Annotated in this window: 10 protein-coding genes, 2 pseudogenes and 1 riboswitch; of the genes and pseudogenes, 7 read left to right on the top strand and 5 right to left on the bottom strand. The window is 72.5% G+C overall.

Translation table 11 applies throughout. The annotated features are described in order from the left end of the window. Positions 1–31: 31 nt before the first annotated feature. A complete protein-coding gene (gene cobG, locus ACIQM0_RS28445; protein WP_401291919.1) occupies positions 32–1351 on the bottom strand; it encodes a precorrin-3B synthase in 1320 nt (439 codons plus the stop codon). Between the two features lie 47 nt (positions 1352–1398). Beyond that, a riboswitch (cobalamin riboswitch) is annotated at positions 1399–1551 on the top strand. A 71-nt stretch (positions 1552–1622) separates the two neighbouring features. On the opposite strand from cobG, the gene cobN reads away from it, so the two are divergent. The 4 genes from cobN (at position 1623) to ACIQM0_RS28425 (ending at position 8762) form a co-directional block, all read left to right on the top strand. Then, entirely contained in the window at positions 1623–5219 is a 3597-nt protein-coding gene (gene cobN / locus ACIQM0_RS28440) for a cobaltochelatase subunit CobN (RefSeq protein ID WP_401291916.1), read from the top strand. Between the two features lie 167 nt (positions 5220–5386). Then, complete coding sequence (locus tag ACIQM0_RS28435; protein ID WP_385035754.1) at positions 5387–6445, top strand: VWA domain-containing protein; 1059 nt, start codon at positions 5387–5389, stop codon at positions 6443–6445. A gap of 182 nt (positions 6446–6627) precedes the next feature. After that, positions 6628–8016 (top strand): rhodanese-like domain-containing protein, encoded by a 1389-nt coding sequence (locus tag ACIQM0_RS28430; RefSeq protein WP_401291912.1) that lies wholly within the window; start codon positions 6628–6630, stop codon positions 8014–8016. Next, positions 8013–8762 (top strand): sulfite exporter TauE/SafE family protein, encoded by a 750-nt coding sequence (locus tag ACIQM0_RS28425; protein ID WP_401291909.1) that lies wholly within the window; start codon positions 8013–8015, stop codon positions 8760–8762. Before ACIQM0_RS28430 ends, ACIQM0_RS28425 begins: the two co-directional genes overlap by 4 nt. A gap of 77 nt (positions 8763–8839) precedes the next feature. On the opposite strand, the gene ACIQM0_RS28420 is transcribed toward ACIQM0_RS28425, so the two are convergent. Next, positions 8840–9118, bottom strand: coding sequence for a metal-sensitive transcriptional regulator (locus ACIQM0_RS28420; RefSeq protein ID WP_363030934.1), 279 nt, complete (start codon positions 9116–9118; stop codon positions 8840–8842). Between the two features lie 86 nt (positions 9119–9204). On the opposite strand from ACIQM0_RS28420, the gene ACIQM0_RS28415 reads away from it, so the two are divergent. Continuing rightward, positions 9205–9777, top strand: coding sequence for a rhodanese-like domain-containing protein (locus tag ACIQM0_RS28415; RefSeq protein ID WP_401291906.1), 573 nt, complete (start codon positions 9205–9207; stop codon positions 9775–9777). 42 nt (positions 9778–9819) lie between these two features. Here the strand turns inward: ACIQM0_RS28415 and ACIQM0_RS28410 are convergent. Next, a pseudogene (locus tag ACIQM0_RS28410) lies at positions 9820–10960 on the bottom strand (cytochrome P450). Continuing rightward, positions 10940–11422 (bottom strand): annotated as a pseudogene (locus tag ACIQM0_RS28405) (cytochrome P450); the annotation flags it as partial. The pseudogenes ACIQM0_RS28410 and ACIQM0_RS28405, both read right to left, overlap by 21 nt. 23 nt (positions 11423–11445) lie before the next feature. On the opposite strand from ACIQM0_RS28405, the gene ACIQM0_RS28400 reads away from it, so the two are divergent. Both ACIQM0_RS28400 and ACIQM0_RS28395 read left to right on the top strand, forming a co-directional pair. Continuing rightward, positions 11446–11814 carry a hypothetical protein gene (locus ACIQM0_RS28400; protein WP_401291903.1) on the top strand — a complete coding sequence of 123 codons (369 nt, stop codon included), beginning with the start codon at positions 11446–11448 and terminating at the stop codon, positions 11812–11814. A gap of 182 nt (positions 11815–11996) precedes the next feature. Further along, on the top strand, positions 11997–13214 hold the full coding sequence (locus tag ACIQM0_RS28395) for an FAD-dependent monooxygenase (RefSeq protein WP_401291900.1): 1218 nt from the start codon (positions 11997–11999) through the stop codon (positions 13212–13214). 67 nt (positions 13215–13281) lie between these two features. Here ACIQM0_RS28395 and ACIQM0_RS28390 read toward each other — a convergent pair whose 3' ends face one another. Continuing rightward, a complete protein-coding gene (locus tag ACIQM0_RS28390; RefSeq protein ID WP_401291897.1) occupies positions 13282–14010 on the bottom strand; it encodes an ABC transporter ATP-binding protein in 729 nt (242 codons plus the stop codon). Between the last annotated feature and the right edge of the window lie 11 nt (positions 14011–14021).

Genomic DNA, 14021 nt, shown 5'->3' with positions numbered 1-14021 from the left:
CCGCGGTGTCGCGGTGCGGGGCGGGCCGGTGTCAGCCGACGGTGCCCCGGGCCGCCGTCACGGCGGCCGCGAGCGCCGGGGGACCGGCGGGGACGGACAGCGGGGAGCCCCGCTCCTCGCCGCGCACCGTGCGGACCCGGTAGCCGTCCGGGGTGGCGACGACGTCGACCCACTCGCCGCGCGGATGACCGCAGCGGCGTTCGCACCCCGACCAGTACACCGGGAGTGCGCCGGGGGGTCCCACGGTCGCAGCGGCCTCGGCCCGCACATCGGCCAGGGACCTGGCGCAGCCGGGACGCCCGATGCAGGCACCCACCCCGGTCCAGGGGGAGTGGGGCCCGATGACCAGTCCGGCGGCCCCCAGCCGGTCCAGCGCCGCCGCGGCCCGCCCCCGTTCCAGCCCGGGTACGACGACGCCGCGCCACGGGGTCAGCCGCAGTTCGCCGTTCCCGCGGTGCCTGGCGGTGCCGGTCAGCGCCTGCCACTGGTGGGCGCCGATACGCCCGAGGGGCACGCCGACGGACAGCGCGACGGTGCCGTGCGGGCCGGTCACGATGCCGGGATCAGGGGGCGCGGATTTCTCCGGGCGGGCGGGGACGGCGGTGGGTCCGGAGCTGATTCCGGCCTGCCGCAGCCGCCGTACAATCTCGTCGAGGAGCGGCTCGCCGCCCCCGGGCAGATCCGCCACCCGCCAGGCACCGGAGCCGGCCGCGGCGTCGAGGAAGGCCTCTGCGGCGATCAGGGCGGCCCGCGGCGCCCGTGCGCCGGGTATCCGTACCGCGCTCTCCGCGGAGCCGACCCGCAGAGTCGCCCCGCCGTCGCTCCGCGCCAGCAGGGTCACGTCGGCGCCCAGCGCGTCCACGTCGCCGCGTCCGTCGTCGAGGGCGAACAGGAACCGCCCCGACAGACCGGCCGCCGCGTCACTCGCGCACAGCAGCTCGTCCACCGCGGACAGCCACGGCCGGACGTCCCGCTCGCCCCGGCCGTCGAGACCGGAGAGCGGGGACGCCACGATGTTGCGGACGCGCTCGTGGCGCTCGGAGGGCAGCAGCCCCGACTCGGCCATCCCGGAGGCCAGTTCGCCGCCGCAGTCCGGGCCCAGGCCGCGCAGCTGCACGTTGCCGCGCGAAGTGAGATGCAACTCACCGTCGCCCAGCCGCTCCGCCAACTCCCCCAGCACATCGGCCTGCGCCGCGCTCAGCACGCCACCGGGGATCCGGACGCGGGCCAGCGCACCGTCGTCCGCCCGGTGCAGCCGCAGCGTCCCGGGGCAGGCGTCGCCACGGGCACGGGGAGAAGCGTCTCCTGTGCGCGCGGGAAGGATGGCAGGTGGGGGCATGGCGGCGAGCATACCGACCATCTCATCAGATCCGTATGAGCCCCAGTTGATAGGTGCCCCTTACTATGCCTAGCGACGGGCTGTCCGGCCCGTCGTCGCCACAGACGGCGACAGGGGAGGAAGCCCGGTGCGATTCCGGCGCGGTCCCGCCACTGTGAATCCGGTCGCACCGACCGGGTGAGTCAGGAACTCCCTTCCCCGTCCACCCGGCTCCGGCCGGGCAGGGGAGTCCCATTCCGACACCGCCCGGGGCGTGGATACCCCGAGGAAGGCCAGACGCCGCATGATCCTGCTCCTGTCGACGTCCGACACCGACCTGCTCAGCGCCAGGGCAGCCAACGGCCCGGTCACCTACCGCTACGCGAACCCCTCCCGGCTCCCGCTCCAGGACCTTCCGCAGCTTCTGGAGGGCACCGAACTGGTCGTCGTACGTCTCCTCGGCGGCGTCCGTGCCTGGCAGGACGGCCTCGACCACGTCCTCGCCACCGGACGCCCGGTCGTCGTCCTCACCGGGGAACAGGCCCCCGACGCCCAGCTGATGGCCGCCTCCACCGTCCCCATCGGCATCGCCGCGGAGGCCCACGCCTACCTGGCGCACGGCGGCCCCGCCAACCTGGAGCAGCTCGCCCGCTTCCTGTCCGACACCGTGCTGCTCACCGGCCACGGCTTCGAACCGCCCGCCCCCGCGCCCTCCTGGGGCCCGCTGGAGCGCACCCCCCGTGCGACGGACGGCCCCACCATCGCGGTGCTCTACTACCGCGCCCACCACATGAGCGGCAACACCGCGTTCATCGAGACCCTGTGCCGTGCCGTCGAGGACACGGGCGCCCGCGCCCTGCCGCTGTTCGTCGCCTCACTGCGCACGCCCGAGACCGAGCTCGTCGACGCGCTGCGGGACGCCGACGCGATCGTGACCACCGTGCTCGCGGCGGGCGGCACCCGGCCCGCGGAGGCGTCGGCCGGCGGTGACGACGAGTCCTGGGACGCCGGGGCCCTCACCGGCCTCGACGTGCCCATCCTCCAGGCGCTCTGCCTCACCAGTTCGCGGACCGACTGGGAGGACAACGACGAGGGCGTCTCGCCGCTGGACGCCGCGAGCCAGATCGCGGTCCCCGAGTTCGACGGCCGCCTGATCACCGTCCCGTTCTCGTTCAAGGAGATCGACGAGGACGGCCTCCCGGCGTACGTCGCCGACCCCGAGCGCGCCGCCCGGGTCGCCGGGATCGCCGTACGCCACGCCCGGCTCCGCCACATCCCGAACGCCGAGAAGCGCCTCGCGCTCGTGCTGTCCGCGTACCCGACCAAGCACTCCCGGATCGGCAACGCGGTCGGGCTCGACACCCCCGCGAGCGCCGTCGCCCTGCTGCGCCGGCTCCGTACCGAGGGCTACGACTTCGGTGACGAGGAGGTGCCGGGCCTCGCCTCCGGCGACGGTGACGAGCTGATCTACGCGCTGATCGAGGCCGGCGGCCACGACCAGGAGTGGCTCACGGAGGAGCAGCTGGCCCGCAACCCGGTCCGTATCCCGGCGGCCGACTACCGCCGCTGGTACGCGACGCTGCCGGCCGAACTCCGCGAGGCCGTCGAGCAGCACTGGGGCCCGGCTCCGGGCGAGATGTTCCTGGACCGCTCGCGCAACCCCGAGGGCGACATCGTCCTGGCCGCCCTGCGCCGGGGCAATCTGCTCATCCTCATCCAGCCGCCGCGCGGCTTCGGTGAGAACCCGATCGCCATCTACCACGACCCCGACCTGCCGCCCTCGCACCACTACCTGGCGGCCTACCGCTGGATCGCCGCCTCCGCCGACGACAACGGCTTCGGCGCCGACGCGATGGTCCACCTCGGCAAGCACGGCAACCTGGAATGGCTGCCGGGGAAGAACGCCGGCCTGTCCGCCGCGTGCGGCCCCGACGCGGCTCTGGGCGATCTCCCCCTGGTCTACCCGTTCCTGGTCAACGACCCGGGCGAGGGAACCCAGGCCAAACGCCGCGTCCACGCCACGCTCGTGGACCACCTCGTACCGCCGATGGCCCGCGCCGAGAGCTACGGCGACATCGCCCGGCTGGAGCAACTCCTCGACGAGCACGCCCAGATCGCGGCGATGGACCCGGCGAAGCTCCCGGCGATCAGGGCCCAGATCTGGACCCTGATCCAGGCCGCGAAGCTCGACCACGACCTGGGGCTCGAAGACCGCCCGCAGGACGAGGGCTTCGACGAGTTCATCATGCATCTCGACGGCTGGCTCTGTGAGATCAAGGACGCGCAGATCCGCGACGGCCTGCACGTCCTGGGCGGCGCGCCCGACGGCGCCGCCCGCGTCAACCTGGTCCTGGCGATCCTGCGCGCCCGCCAGATCTGGGGTGGCACCACGTCCCTGCCCGGCCTGCGCGAGGCACTAGGCCTCGACGAGTCGGCGGCCACCCGCACCACCGCCGACGAGGTCGAGGAGCAGGCACGGGCCCTGGTCCAGGCGATGGAGGACGCGCACTGGGCGCCGGACGCCGTGACCGAGGTCGCCGCCGGGCATCCGCGGTCCGTCGCGGACATCCTGGAATTCGCGGCCAACGAGGTCGTGCCGCGGCTGGCGGCCACCACCGACGAACTCGACCACACCGTGCACGCGTTGAACGGCGGGTTCGTCCCCGCCGGCCCCTCGGGATCCCCGCTCCGGGGCCTGGTCAACGTCCTGCCGACCGGCCGCAACTTCTACTCCGTCGACCCCAAGGCAGTGCCTTCCCGCCTCGCCTGGGAGACCGGTCAGGCCCTGGCCGACTCCCTCCTGGACCGCTACCGCGCCGACAACGGCGACTGGCCCACCTCGGTCGGCCTGTCCCTGTGGGGCACGAGCGCGATGCGTACCGCGGGCGACGATGTCGCGGAGGCCTTCGCCCTGCTGGGCGTCCGCCCGGTCTGGGACGACGCGTCACGACGCGTCACGGGCCTGGAGGCGATTCCGGCGGCCGAACTCGGCCGCCCGCGCATCGACGTCACCCTCCGCATCAGCGGCTTCTTCCGGGACGCGTTCCCGCACACCATCGGGCTCCTGGACGACGCGGTCCGCCTCGCGGCCTCGCTGGAGGAACCCGACGAGCAGAACCACGTACGCGCCCACACCCAGGCGGACCTGGCCGTCCACGGCGACGAACGCCGCGCCACCACCCGTATCTTCGGCTCCCGGCCCGGTACGTACGGCGCCGGCCTGCTCCAGCTCATCGACTCCAGGGACTGGCGCACGGACGCCGACCTCGCGGAGGTCTACACCGTCTGGGGCGGCTACGCGTACGGCCGCGAACTCGACGGGCGCCCGGCCCGCGAGGAGATGGAGACGGCGTACAAGCGCATCGAGGTCGCGGCCAAGAACACCGACACCCGCGAACACGACATCGCCGACTCCGACGACTACTTCCAGTACCACGGCGGCATGGTCGCCACGGTGCGCGCGCTCAAGGGCACTGCCCCGGAGGCGTACATCGGTGACTCCACGCGGCCGGAGACCGTCCGTACGCGCACCCTGGTCGAGGAGACCTCGCGCGTCTTCCGCGCCCGGGTCGTCAACCCCAAGTGGATCGAGGCGATGCGCCGCCACGGCTACAAGGGCGCCTTCGAACTGGCCGCCACCGTCGACTACCTCTTCGGCTACGACGCCACGACCGGTGTGGTCGCCGACTGGATGTACGACAAGCTCACCGAGACGTACGTCCTGGACCCGGAGAACCGCGAGTTCCTCCAGCGGGCCAACCCCTGGGCCCTCCACGGCATCGCGGAACGCCTCCTGGAGGCCGAGTCCCGCGGCATGTGGGAGAAGCCCGATCCGACGGTCCTCGCCGCGCTGCGACAGGTCTTCCTGGAGACGGAAGGCGACCTGGAGGGCGAGGACTGAAGCACCGGCCGCCAGGCCGTCGAACGTCGGGAGGGGCCCCACCGCTGCGCGGGTGGGGCCTTTCCCATGGGGGACGGGCCGGCGGATTCGGTGTCCAACTCCGTTGTCAGTGGCTCCCCATAGAGTTCAGACATCACCCGGGGAGCCTTCGGAGAAGGAGCAGAATCATGTCCGCCAACAAGATCCAGCACAAGGTGAATCACGTCGCGCTGGTAGTGGACTGTTCGGGTTCCATGCGCCCGCATCAGGAACAGCTCATCCGCGTGGTCGATGAGTTCGTGGCGGGTCTGAAGGCCGAGTCGGACAGCCTCGGTCATGAGACCCGGATCAGTCTCTATTCCTTTGACCACAGGGTGGAGAACCTGGTCTGGGACATGGACGTGAAGCATCTGCCGTCCATGCGGGGGCTGTACCGGGTCAACAACGGTGCGACGGCGCTCATAGAGGCTTCGCTGAAGTCCCTGGACGATCTGGGCCATATCTGGGAGGAGTACGGCGAGCACAGCTTCCTTCAGATCGTGGTGACGGACGGCGAGGAGAACGCCTCCGGCGGCGACCGGCGGCACGACGGCGACATGTCGATCCTCGGCCCCTGGCTCGACAGGATCGCCGGGAAGATGGGCGGGCTCCCGGGCCACTGGACGTCCGCGATCCTCGTTCCGAACTCCCTGGCGAAGCGCACCGCCCAGAACTACGGCTTCCCGGCCGGGAACATCGCCATCTGGGACGCGGACTCCCAGGAGGGTGTCGAGGAGGCGATCGGCACCGTGCGCGCCGCCGCCACCAGCTTCCTCCGGGGCCGCGAGCAGGGCGTGCGGGGAACGAAGAATCTGTTCGCCGTCGGCCAGGACATATCGGTCGACGAGGTGCGGGCCAGTCTCGAACCCATTCCGGCCGACAAGTACCGGCTCCTGAAAGTCGACAAGGAAGTGGAGATCCGCCCCTTCGTCGATTCGCATCCGGGCGTCACGTACGAACGCGGTTCCTGTTACTACCAATTGGGCACCCGGGTTCAGGTTCAGCCGGACAAGGAAGTCATCGTGGTCGAGAAGGACACCGATCGCGCGTATACGGGAGACGCGGCGCGCAGTCTTCTGTTCGGCACGGGTGTTCGGGGAACCGTCTCGGTGAAGGCGGGGAACAATCCCAAGCTGGAGGTGTATGTGCAGAGTCGTTCGGTGAACAGGAAACTCAAGCCGCAGACACGTCTGCTCATCATGCTCTGAGTGCTCTGAGTGCTCTGAGTGCTCTGAGTGCTCTGAGGCGGGCCTGGTGTGCGTGGGTGTCTCCGGGGCGGGTCGCCCCGTCGCAGGGGCGGCCCAGGCCATGGGAAATACCCCGGGGGGTATCACTGTTACAGTGAAGTGAAGATACCCCCCGGGGTACATCACTATGGAGGGAGCCGGTCGTGTTCTTCGTGGACACCCTGGAGACCGAGGGTCTGGGCAACCGCAGCTATCTCGCAGGCGGCACCGCGACGGCGGTGGTCGTCGACCCGCCGCGCGATGTGGAGCGAGTCATGGCGGCGGCGGCCGGGCGCGGGGTGCGGATCGGGTACGTGGTGGAGACGCACATACACAACGACTACGTCACCGGTGGCCTGGAGCTGTCCCGGCTGACCGGCGCACGGTATCTGGTGCCCGCGTCGGCCAGGGTCTCCTTCGACCGGGTCCCGGTCACCGACGGTGACAGTGTCGTCGTCGACACCGGCCTGAGCCTGCGGGCGCTGGCCACTCCCGGTCACACCCCGCACCACACGGCCTACGTGCTCGTCGAGGACGGGCGGGAGGTGGCCGCGTTCACCGGTGGGTCGCTGCTGATCGGCACGGTGGGCCGTCCCGACCTGGTCGAACCGAGGCTGACCGAGCAGCTGGCCCGCTCCCAGCACGCCTCCGCGCACCGGCTGGCCGCCGAGCTCCATGACGACGTTCAGGTGCTGCCCACCCATGGCTTCGGGAGCTTCTGCTCAGCCTCCCGGGCGGAGGGCGATGCCACCACCATCGGCGAGGAGCGCGCCGGTAACGACGCCCTGACCCAGGACGTCGGCACCTTCGTGGCGCGGATGCTCGCCGGGCTGGAGGACGTGCCCGCCTACTACGCGCACATGGGTCCGATCAACGCGGACGGCCCCGCGCCGGTGGACCTCACCCCGCCCCGGGCCGCCGACGCCGAGGAGATCGCGCAGCGCCTGGCCGCCGGGGAATGGGTCGTCGACCTGCGCAGCCGTACCGCGTTCGCGCAGGGGCATGTGGCCGGGACGTTCAACTTCGAGGCCGAGGGAGGCCTCGCCACCTATCTCGCCTGGCTGATCCCGTGGGGCAAACCCGTGACCCTGCTCGCCGCAACCGCCGGACAGCTCGCCGAGGCCCAGCGGGAGCTGGTCCGGGTCGGCATCGAGCGGCCGGCCGCCGCCGCCACGGGGGAGCCGTCCTCCTGGCTGCGGGCGGGCGAGGACGCGCGTTCCTTCCCCCGCGCCGACTTCGCCGCCCTGAAGCAGGCGCTCGACCGCGGCGACGACGTGGTGGTGCTGGATGTGCGCCGCGACTCCGAGCGCGCCGGCGCGTACATGCGGGGTTCGGTGCACATACCCGTCCACGAACTGCACGAGCGCACCGGCGAGGTCCCGGCCGGAGTGGTGTGGGTGCACTGCGCCGGCGGGATGCGCGCCGCGATCGCCGCGTCCCTGCTCGACGCCGAAGGCCGTGACGTGGTCGCCGTCGACGACGGCTTCGACGCCGCCCGCGGTGCCGGCCTGACCGTCACCCCCGCCGGCGGCAGGGGCGGTTCCGCGGCGTGAGCACGCTGATCCTGGCCCTGCTCGCCGGGGCTGTGGTCGGTCTGGCGCTCGGCGCGCTCGGGGGAGGCGGCAGCGTCCTGGCCGTCCCGGCGCTGATCTATCTGCTCGGCTTCACCCCGGCCGCGGCCACCACCGCGAGCCTGTTCATCGTCACGGCCACCTCCGCGACCGCCCTGTACGCCCGCGCCCGCGCCGGACACGTCCGCTGGAAAGTGGGAGGAGCCTTCGCCGCCGCCGGTATCGTCCCCGCCGCGCTCGCCGGACTGGTGGCGGCCCGCCTTCCGCAGCCGGTGCTCACCGCGGCCTTCGCGGCGGTCGCCGCCCTCGCGGCGCTGAAGATGCTGCGCCCCACCCCGCCGGCCGACGGACACGCGCAGGCGGTGCGCCCGCTCAGGGCCGGGGGAGCCGGAGCGGGCCTCGGCGCGGTGACGGGACTGCTCGGCGTGGGCGGCGGGTTCCTCGCGGTTCCCGCACTGGTCACGGTCCTGGCCTTCGAGATGCAGGCCGCCGTGGGAACCAGCCTGCTGGTGATCACGGTCAACTCGCTGGCGTCCCTGGTCACCCGCTCCGGCGGTGCGGCGGGACTGGACTGGGCGGTGACAGCGCCGTTCACGGGCGCCGCGATCCTGGGTGCCTGGGACGGCAAGCGGCTGGCGGAGAAGGTGTCAGGGCGCGGGCTGCGGCGGCTGTTCGCCGCCGTGCTCCTCGCGGTCGCCGGGTTCATGCTCGCCGACGCGCTGACCTGACCACCGTCGTCGTCAGGACAGATCGCCGTGCCGTGTCATCAGGCCGGAGCGTCGGGCCAGGTCGTCGGGCCAGGTCGTCAGGCCAGGGAGAGGAACAGCTTCTCCAGGCGGGCCCGCATCTGGTCCCGGTCCCCGGCCGCCTGTCCGCCATCGGCCATGCAGTGCTGCAGGCCCGTCGCGATGATCGCGAACCCGGCTCGGTCGAGGGCGCGGGAGACCGCGGCCAGCTGCGTGATCACGTCCTCGCAGTCCCGGCCCTCCTCGATCATCTTGATGATCCCGGCGATCTGACCCTGGGCCCGCTTAAGCCGGTTGAGCACCGACTTCAGCTCATCGGCCGCCATGTCCAGCTCCACGCTTCCTCCTCCACTTATACCCCTAGGGGTATCCTACCGTGTTCGGGGCCCCCGGCCCCGGCCCGCACAGAAATGGAACACCACGCATGACAACCCCCATCCCCGTCCTCCCGGCGCAGGCAGCGGCCCGGCTCGGCCACTACACCGTCATCGACGTCCGTACCCCCGGCGAATACGCCTCCGGTCACGTGCCCGGCGCCCACAACATCCCCCTGGGCGACCTGCGTACCGCACTGCCCGAGCTGCGGGCCGCCGCTGCCCGCGGCGAGGACCTGCTGATGGTCTGCGCCTCCGGCAACCGGTCCGCCACCGCGTGCGGCGAACTCGCCGCCGCCGGCGTTCCCGCGGCGAACCTCACCGGCGGAACCACCGCCTGGGCGGAACAGGGCCACCCCCTCGACCGGCCCGCGGACGCCTCCCGCGTCTGGGGCATGGAACGCCAGGTCCGCCTCGCCGCCGGGTCCCTCGTCCTCCTGGGCCTCGCCGTCGGCACCCGCTACCGACCCGCCCGCGTGTTCTCCGCCGCCATCGGCGGCGGCCTGGTCTTCTCCGCCCTCACCAACACCTGTGGCATGGCCGCCGTCCTCGCCGTACTGCCGCACAACCGCCCCCGCCCCGCCGACCTCGACGCCACCCGCACCGCGCTGGGCCGGCGGTAGCCGCGGAGCCGTCGCAGCCGACCGGGGCCGACGACAGCGGCGTCAGGCGGTCGACGGCCGCAGTCGCACGGGCAGGGTCTGGTGTCCGTTGCTGATGAGCGAGGGCAGCGGCTTCAGATCGGCCACCGGCACGGCGAGTTCGAGGTCGGGGAAGCGCTCGAACAGTAGCCGCAGCGCCGAGGAGATCTCCAGCCGGGCGAGGGGCGCGCCGAGGCAGAAGTGCACGCCGTGCCCGAAGGCGAGGTGCTCCGACGACGGCCGCGTGACATCGAAGCGGTCAGCGGATTCGCCGTGCCAGTCGGGGTGACGGTTGGCCGCGGCGTAGGACGCGAGGATCGCCTCTCCGGCCCGGATCGTCTTGCCGTCGGGAAGTGGCAGGTCCGTGAGCGCGTAGCGCAGCGGGAGGTGCTCGACGGCGGGCTCGTGCCGCAGCGTCTCCTCGACGACATCGCTCCAGCCGGCACGCCCGGCGCGGATGTGGGCGAGCTGCTCGGGGTCCGTGAGCAGGGCCGTGATGCCGTGGTCGATCCCGTTGACCGTCGTCTCGTACCCGGCGCTGATCATCAGCAGGAGCGTGTCGCGCAGTTCGTCGGCGGACAGTGAGCTGCCGTCGCCCTCGGTGTCCCGGGCGGTGATGAGGAGGGAGGTCATGTCGTCGCCCGGCCCGGCGCGCTTGGTGTCGATCAGCTCGTCGAGCAGCTTGTACAGGGCGGCCGTGTTGGCGGCGGCCTCGTCGGCGTCGAGCGCGGTGGAGAAGACGCCGTCGACCACGCTGCGGAAGCCCTCGCGCCGGTCGTCGGGGACGCCCATGAGCCGCCCGATCACGGCGATCGGCAGCGGATAGGCGAGCTCCTCGCGCAGATCGACGGTCTCCCCGGCCGGCCGGGAGCCGATGGTGTCGAGGAGGGACGTGACGATCGCCTCTACGGTCGATTCCATGGTCTGGACGCGGCGTGCGCTGAACATGTTGTGCACCGCGATCCACAGGGCCAGCGGCCAGGTGGAGACGGTGTCGGCGAAGGCCGGCCAGTGGGTGCGCGTCCTTGGATACCCGCGGGTCCGTCAGGAGGTCCTTGAGGAGGACGGGGTCGGTGACCGACCACGCGGTGACGCCGAGGATGTCGACGCGGGTGGCCGGTCCCCTTGAGCGCAGGGCCTCGTGCTCGTCGGGGCAGCCCAGCAGCGAGCTCAGGACACGGAAGGCGACCGGGAAGGCGTACTGCGTGGCGAGACCGGCACGGCCGGTGGAGCCGAAGCCGCTGACGGCGTCGGCGGCGACCTTCTCCACCAGGGCACGCAGTTCGTGCTGGTCGATCGCGTCGATGCCGGCGGTGTTGGCGGAACGGTAGCGGGAGTGCTCGGTGCCACCGCTGCGCAGTGCGTTGGGCCGCCACTCCATCATCGGCCGCACCGGGCATGACGTCGGCACCTGCTGCTCCCACACCCGGGGGTCGGCGGGGAAGCGCAGCGGATCGTTGAGGATGCTGCGCGCCTGCGAGTAGCCGATCACCAGCGTTGCGGGGACACCGGGCGACAGGTCGACGGGCACGAAGGCGCCGTACGTGTGGCGCATCCGCGCGTACGCGGCGTGCGGGTCGGCGGCGAACTCGGATCGGCCGGTCCGACGAGGTCTTCGGCCTGGCAGAGGAGGACGAGGACGCGGACTGGATGAGCTACTACGACCACGCGCAGCACCACGGCGACACCGGGCACGCCGCCTTCGACCTGGCGCTGCTGTCCGGGCAGTCACCCGCCGTCGCGTCGGCCCGGCTCGCGAAGGCGATGGACGGATACAGCGACGCCTACGTGCGCTCGCGCGCCCTCTCCGGCACGAAACTCGCCACGCTCATCATGGCGACCGGCGACCCGGAGGAGGCCCTGACGGTGGCTCACCGGGCCCTGGACGCCGTGGGCCGGGTGCGTTCGAACCGGGCCGTCGAGGACGTGCTGACCCTGTCCAGGGAGTGCGGGCGGTACGCCGACGACGCGGAAGTCATCGCGCTGAGGGAACGGATCGTGTCCGCCGTCCGCTTATGACGGCCCCGCGACACCATGTGCGCCGCTCGCCGGGCGGAAGCCCCTCGATAGGATTCCGTCCGTGCACTGGCCCAGGTCAAAAGGCACAACGAGCCTCAGTGCTCGTGGATTTCAGACCGGTCACGCCGGCGCGGCAGCGCCCCGAACGGCGACCGGAACGCCAAGTGAGTGGAGAACCAGTCATGCGTGGAGGCAGCATCGCCGTGGTCGGCGGCAGCATAGCGGGGTGTGCCGCGGCCCTGGCCGCGTCACGCGGCGGAGCCGGCAGGATCACCGTCTTCGAGCGCGCCGACGCGGAACTCCGGGACAGGGGAGTGGGAATCGCCCTGCAGAGCGACCGCTACGACGAGCTCAGGGACGCCGGATACGTGGCCCCCGAGATGCCCTGGGCGCCGCTGACCCGGCGGGTGTGGAGCGTGCGCGAGGGCGACGCGGAGCAGGGCCGGGCCGTCGGTGAGCAGCCGTTCCCCTTCCGCGCCTACAACTGGGGTTCCCTGTGGAGCGAGTTGCGCCGCCGGGTGCCCGAGGACGTCACCTACCGGTCCGGCGCCGTGGTCACCGCCGTGGAGCCGGACAGTGACGGTGTGACGCTCCGTCTGGCCGACGGCCACGAGGAGCACTTCGACGTCGTGATCGGCGCCGACGGCTACCGCTCCGTCGTCCGCGAGGCCATGTTCCCCGGCGTCGAGGCCGAGTACGCCGGATACATCGGCTGGCGCGGTACCTCGGCGGACGTCGAGGGCCTCCCCCTGGACGGCCTGTCCGCGCACAACATCGTCTTTCCCGGCGGCCACTGCATGATCTACCGGATCCCGGACGGCTCCGGCGGGCACCGGCTCAACTGGGTGCTCTACACCGCGCCCCCGCAGACCGACGCCCTCCAGCCCGACCTGCGGACCCCGACCTCCCTGCCGCCGGGCCGGCTGAACGCCGAGCTCACGGCCCGTCTGCGCGCCCTGGTGGCCGAGCACTTCCCGCCGTACTGGGCGGCCCGGGTGCTCCGCACGCCCGCGGAGACCACCTTCATCCAGCCGATCTACGACCTCGAGGTGCCGCACTACACCTCGGGGCGGATGGCGCTCGTCGGCGACGCGGCGAGCGTCGCCCGGCCGCACATCGGCGGCGGCAGCGTGAAGGCGCTCCAGGACGCCACCGCTCTCGAGGCCGCCTGGGTGGCCGGGGACAGCTGGAAAGAGGTCCTGGAGCGGTACGACACCGGCCGTGGCGCCGTCGGGGCGGCCATGGTCGCGCTCGCCCGCAGGATGGGCAGCGCGCAGGTCGAGAACACACCGGACTGGTCCGCCATGGAGCAGCCGGGATTCGACGCGTGGTGGCAGGACCAGAACAGCGGCTCCGACCGGCGCAGCGGCTTCGGCGGCCACAGCCTGAAGGCCGGTTAGGCCGGAGCGCACCCGGGGGCGGTGACCGGACGCCGGTCACCGCCCCCGAGTGCGCCCGCACCGGCCCTCAGGGGGCCGTCGGCGCGAGTTCGAGCGCGGCATGCAGGGCGCCGGAATCGGCGCGGGCGTCCGCGCCGTCCAGACGGAGCGTGGTCCGTCCCGAGGTGAGGACCGTGAGCGTGTCGGCGCACTCGGCGGCCTGGGCCGGGCTGGGTGACACCAGCAGTACGGCGATGCCCTCGTCGGCCAGCGTGGTGACCAGCTCGTGGACCTGCCGGACCAGGGCGGGCGCGAGGCCCTCGGTCGGCTCGTCGAGCAGCAGCACGCTCGGTGAGCCGAGCAGCGCGCGGGCCAGGGCCAGCATCTGCTGCTCGCCGCCGGACAGATCCGCTCCCCGGTTGCCCCGGCGCTCGCCCAGCCGGGGCAGCAGCTCCAGGACCCGCGCGGGCGTCCACACGCTCGGGCGCGTGGTGTCGCCCCGGCGCGGCGGACGGTAGGACAGCCGCAGGTGCTCGGCGACGGTGAGGCCGGCGAAGACCCGGCGGCCCTGCGGAACGAGGCCGATCCCGGCGCGGGCCATCCGGTGGGCGGGCCGGCCCGTCACGTCCCGGCCGTCGAGCCGGACGGTGCCCGCCCCGGGACGCATCAGTCCGGCGACGGTGTGGACGAGGGTGGTCTTGCCCGCGCCGTTGTGGCCGACGACGGCGTGGACCGTGCCGGCGGGCAGCGACAGGTCGACACCGTGCAGGACGGTGCCGCCGTGGTAGCCCGCGGTCAGGCCGGTGAGTTCGAGCATCGTGGGCCGGG

The sequence above is a fragment of the Streptomyces sp. NPDC091387 genome, assembly GCF_044756945.1.
In the GTDB taxonomy this organism is placed as follows: Bacteria; Actinomycetota; Actinomycetes; order Streptomycetales; family Streptomycetaceae; genus Streptomyces.
The sequence above is the reverse complement of the archived record's forward strand: the minus strand, read 5'-3'. Positions and strand labels throughout refer to the sequence as shown.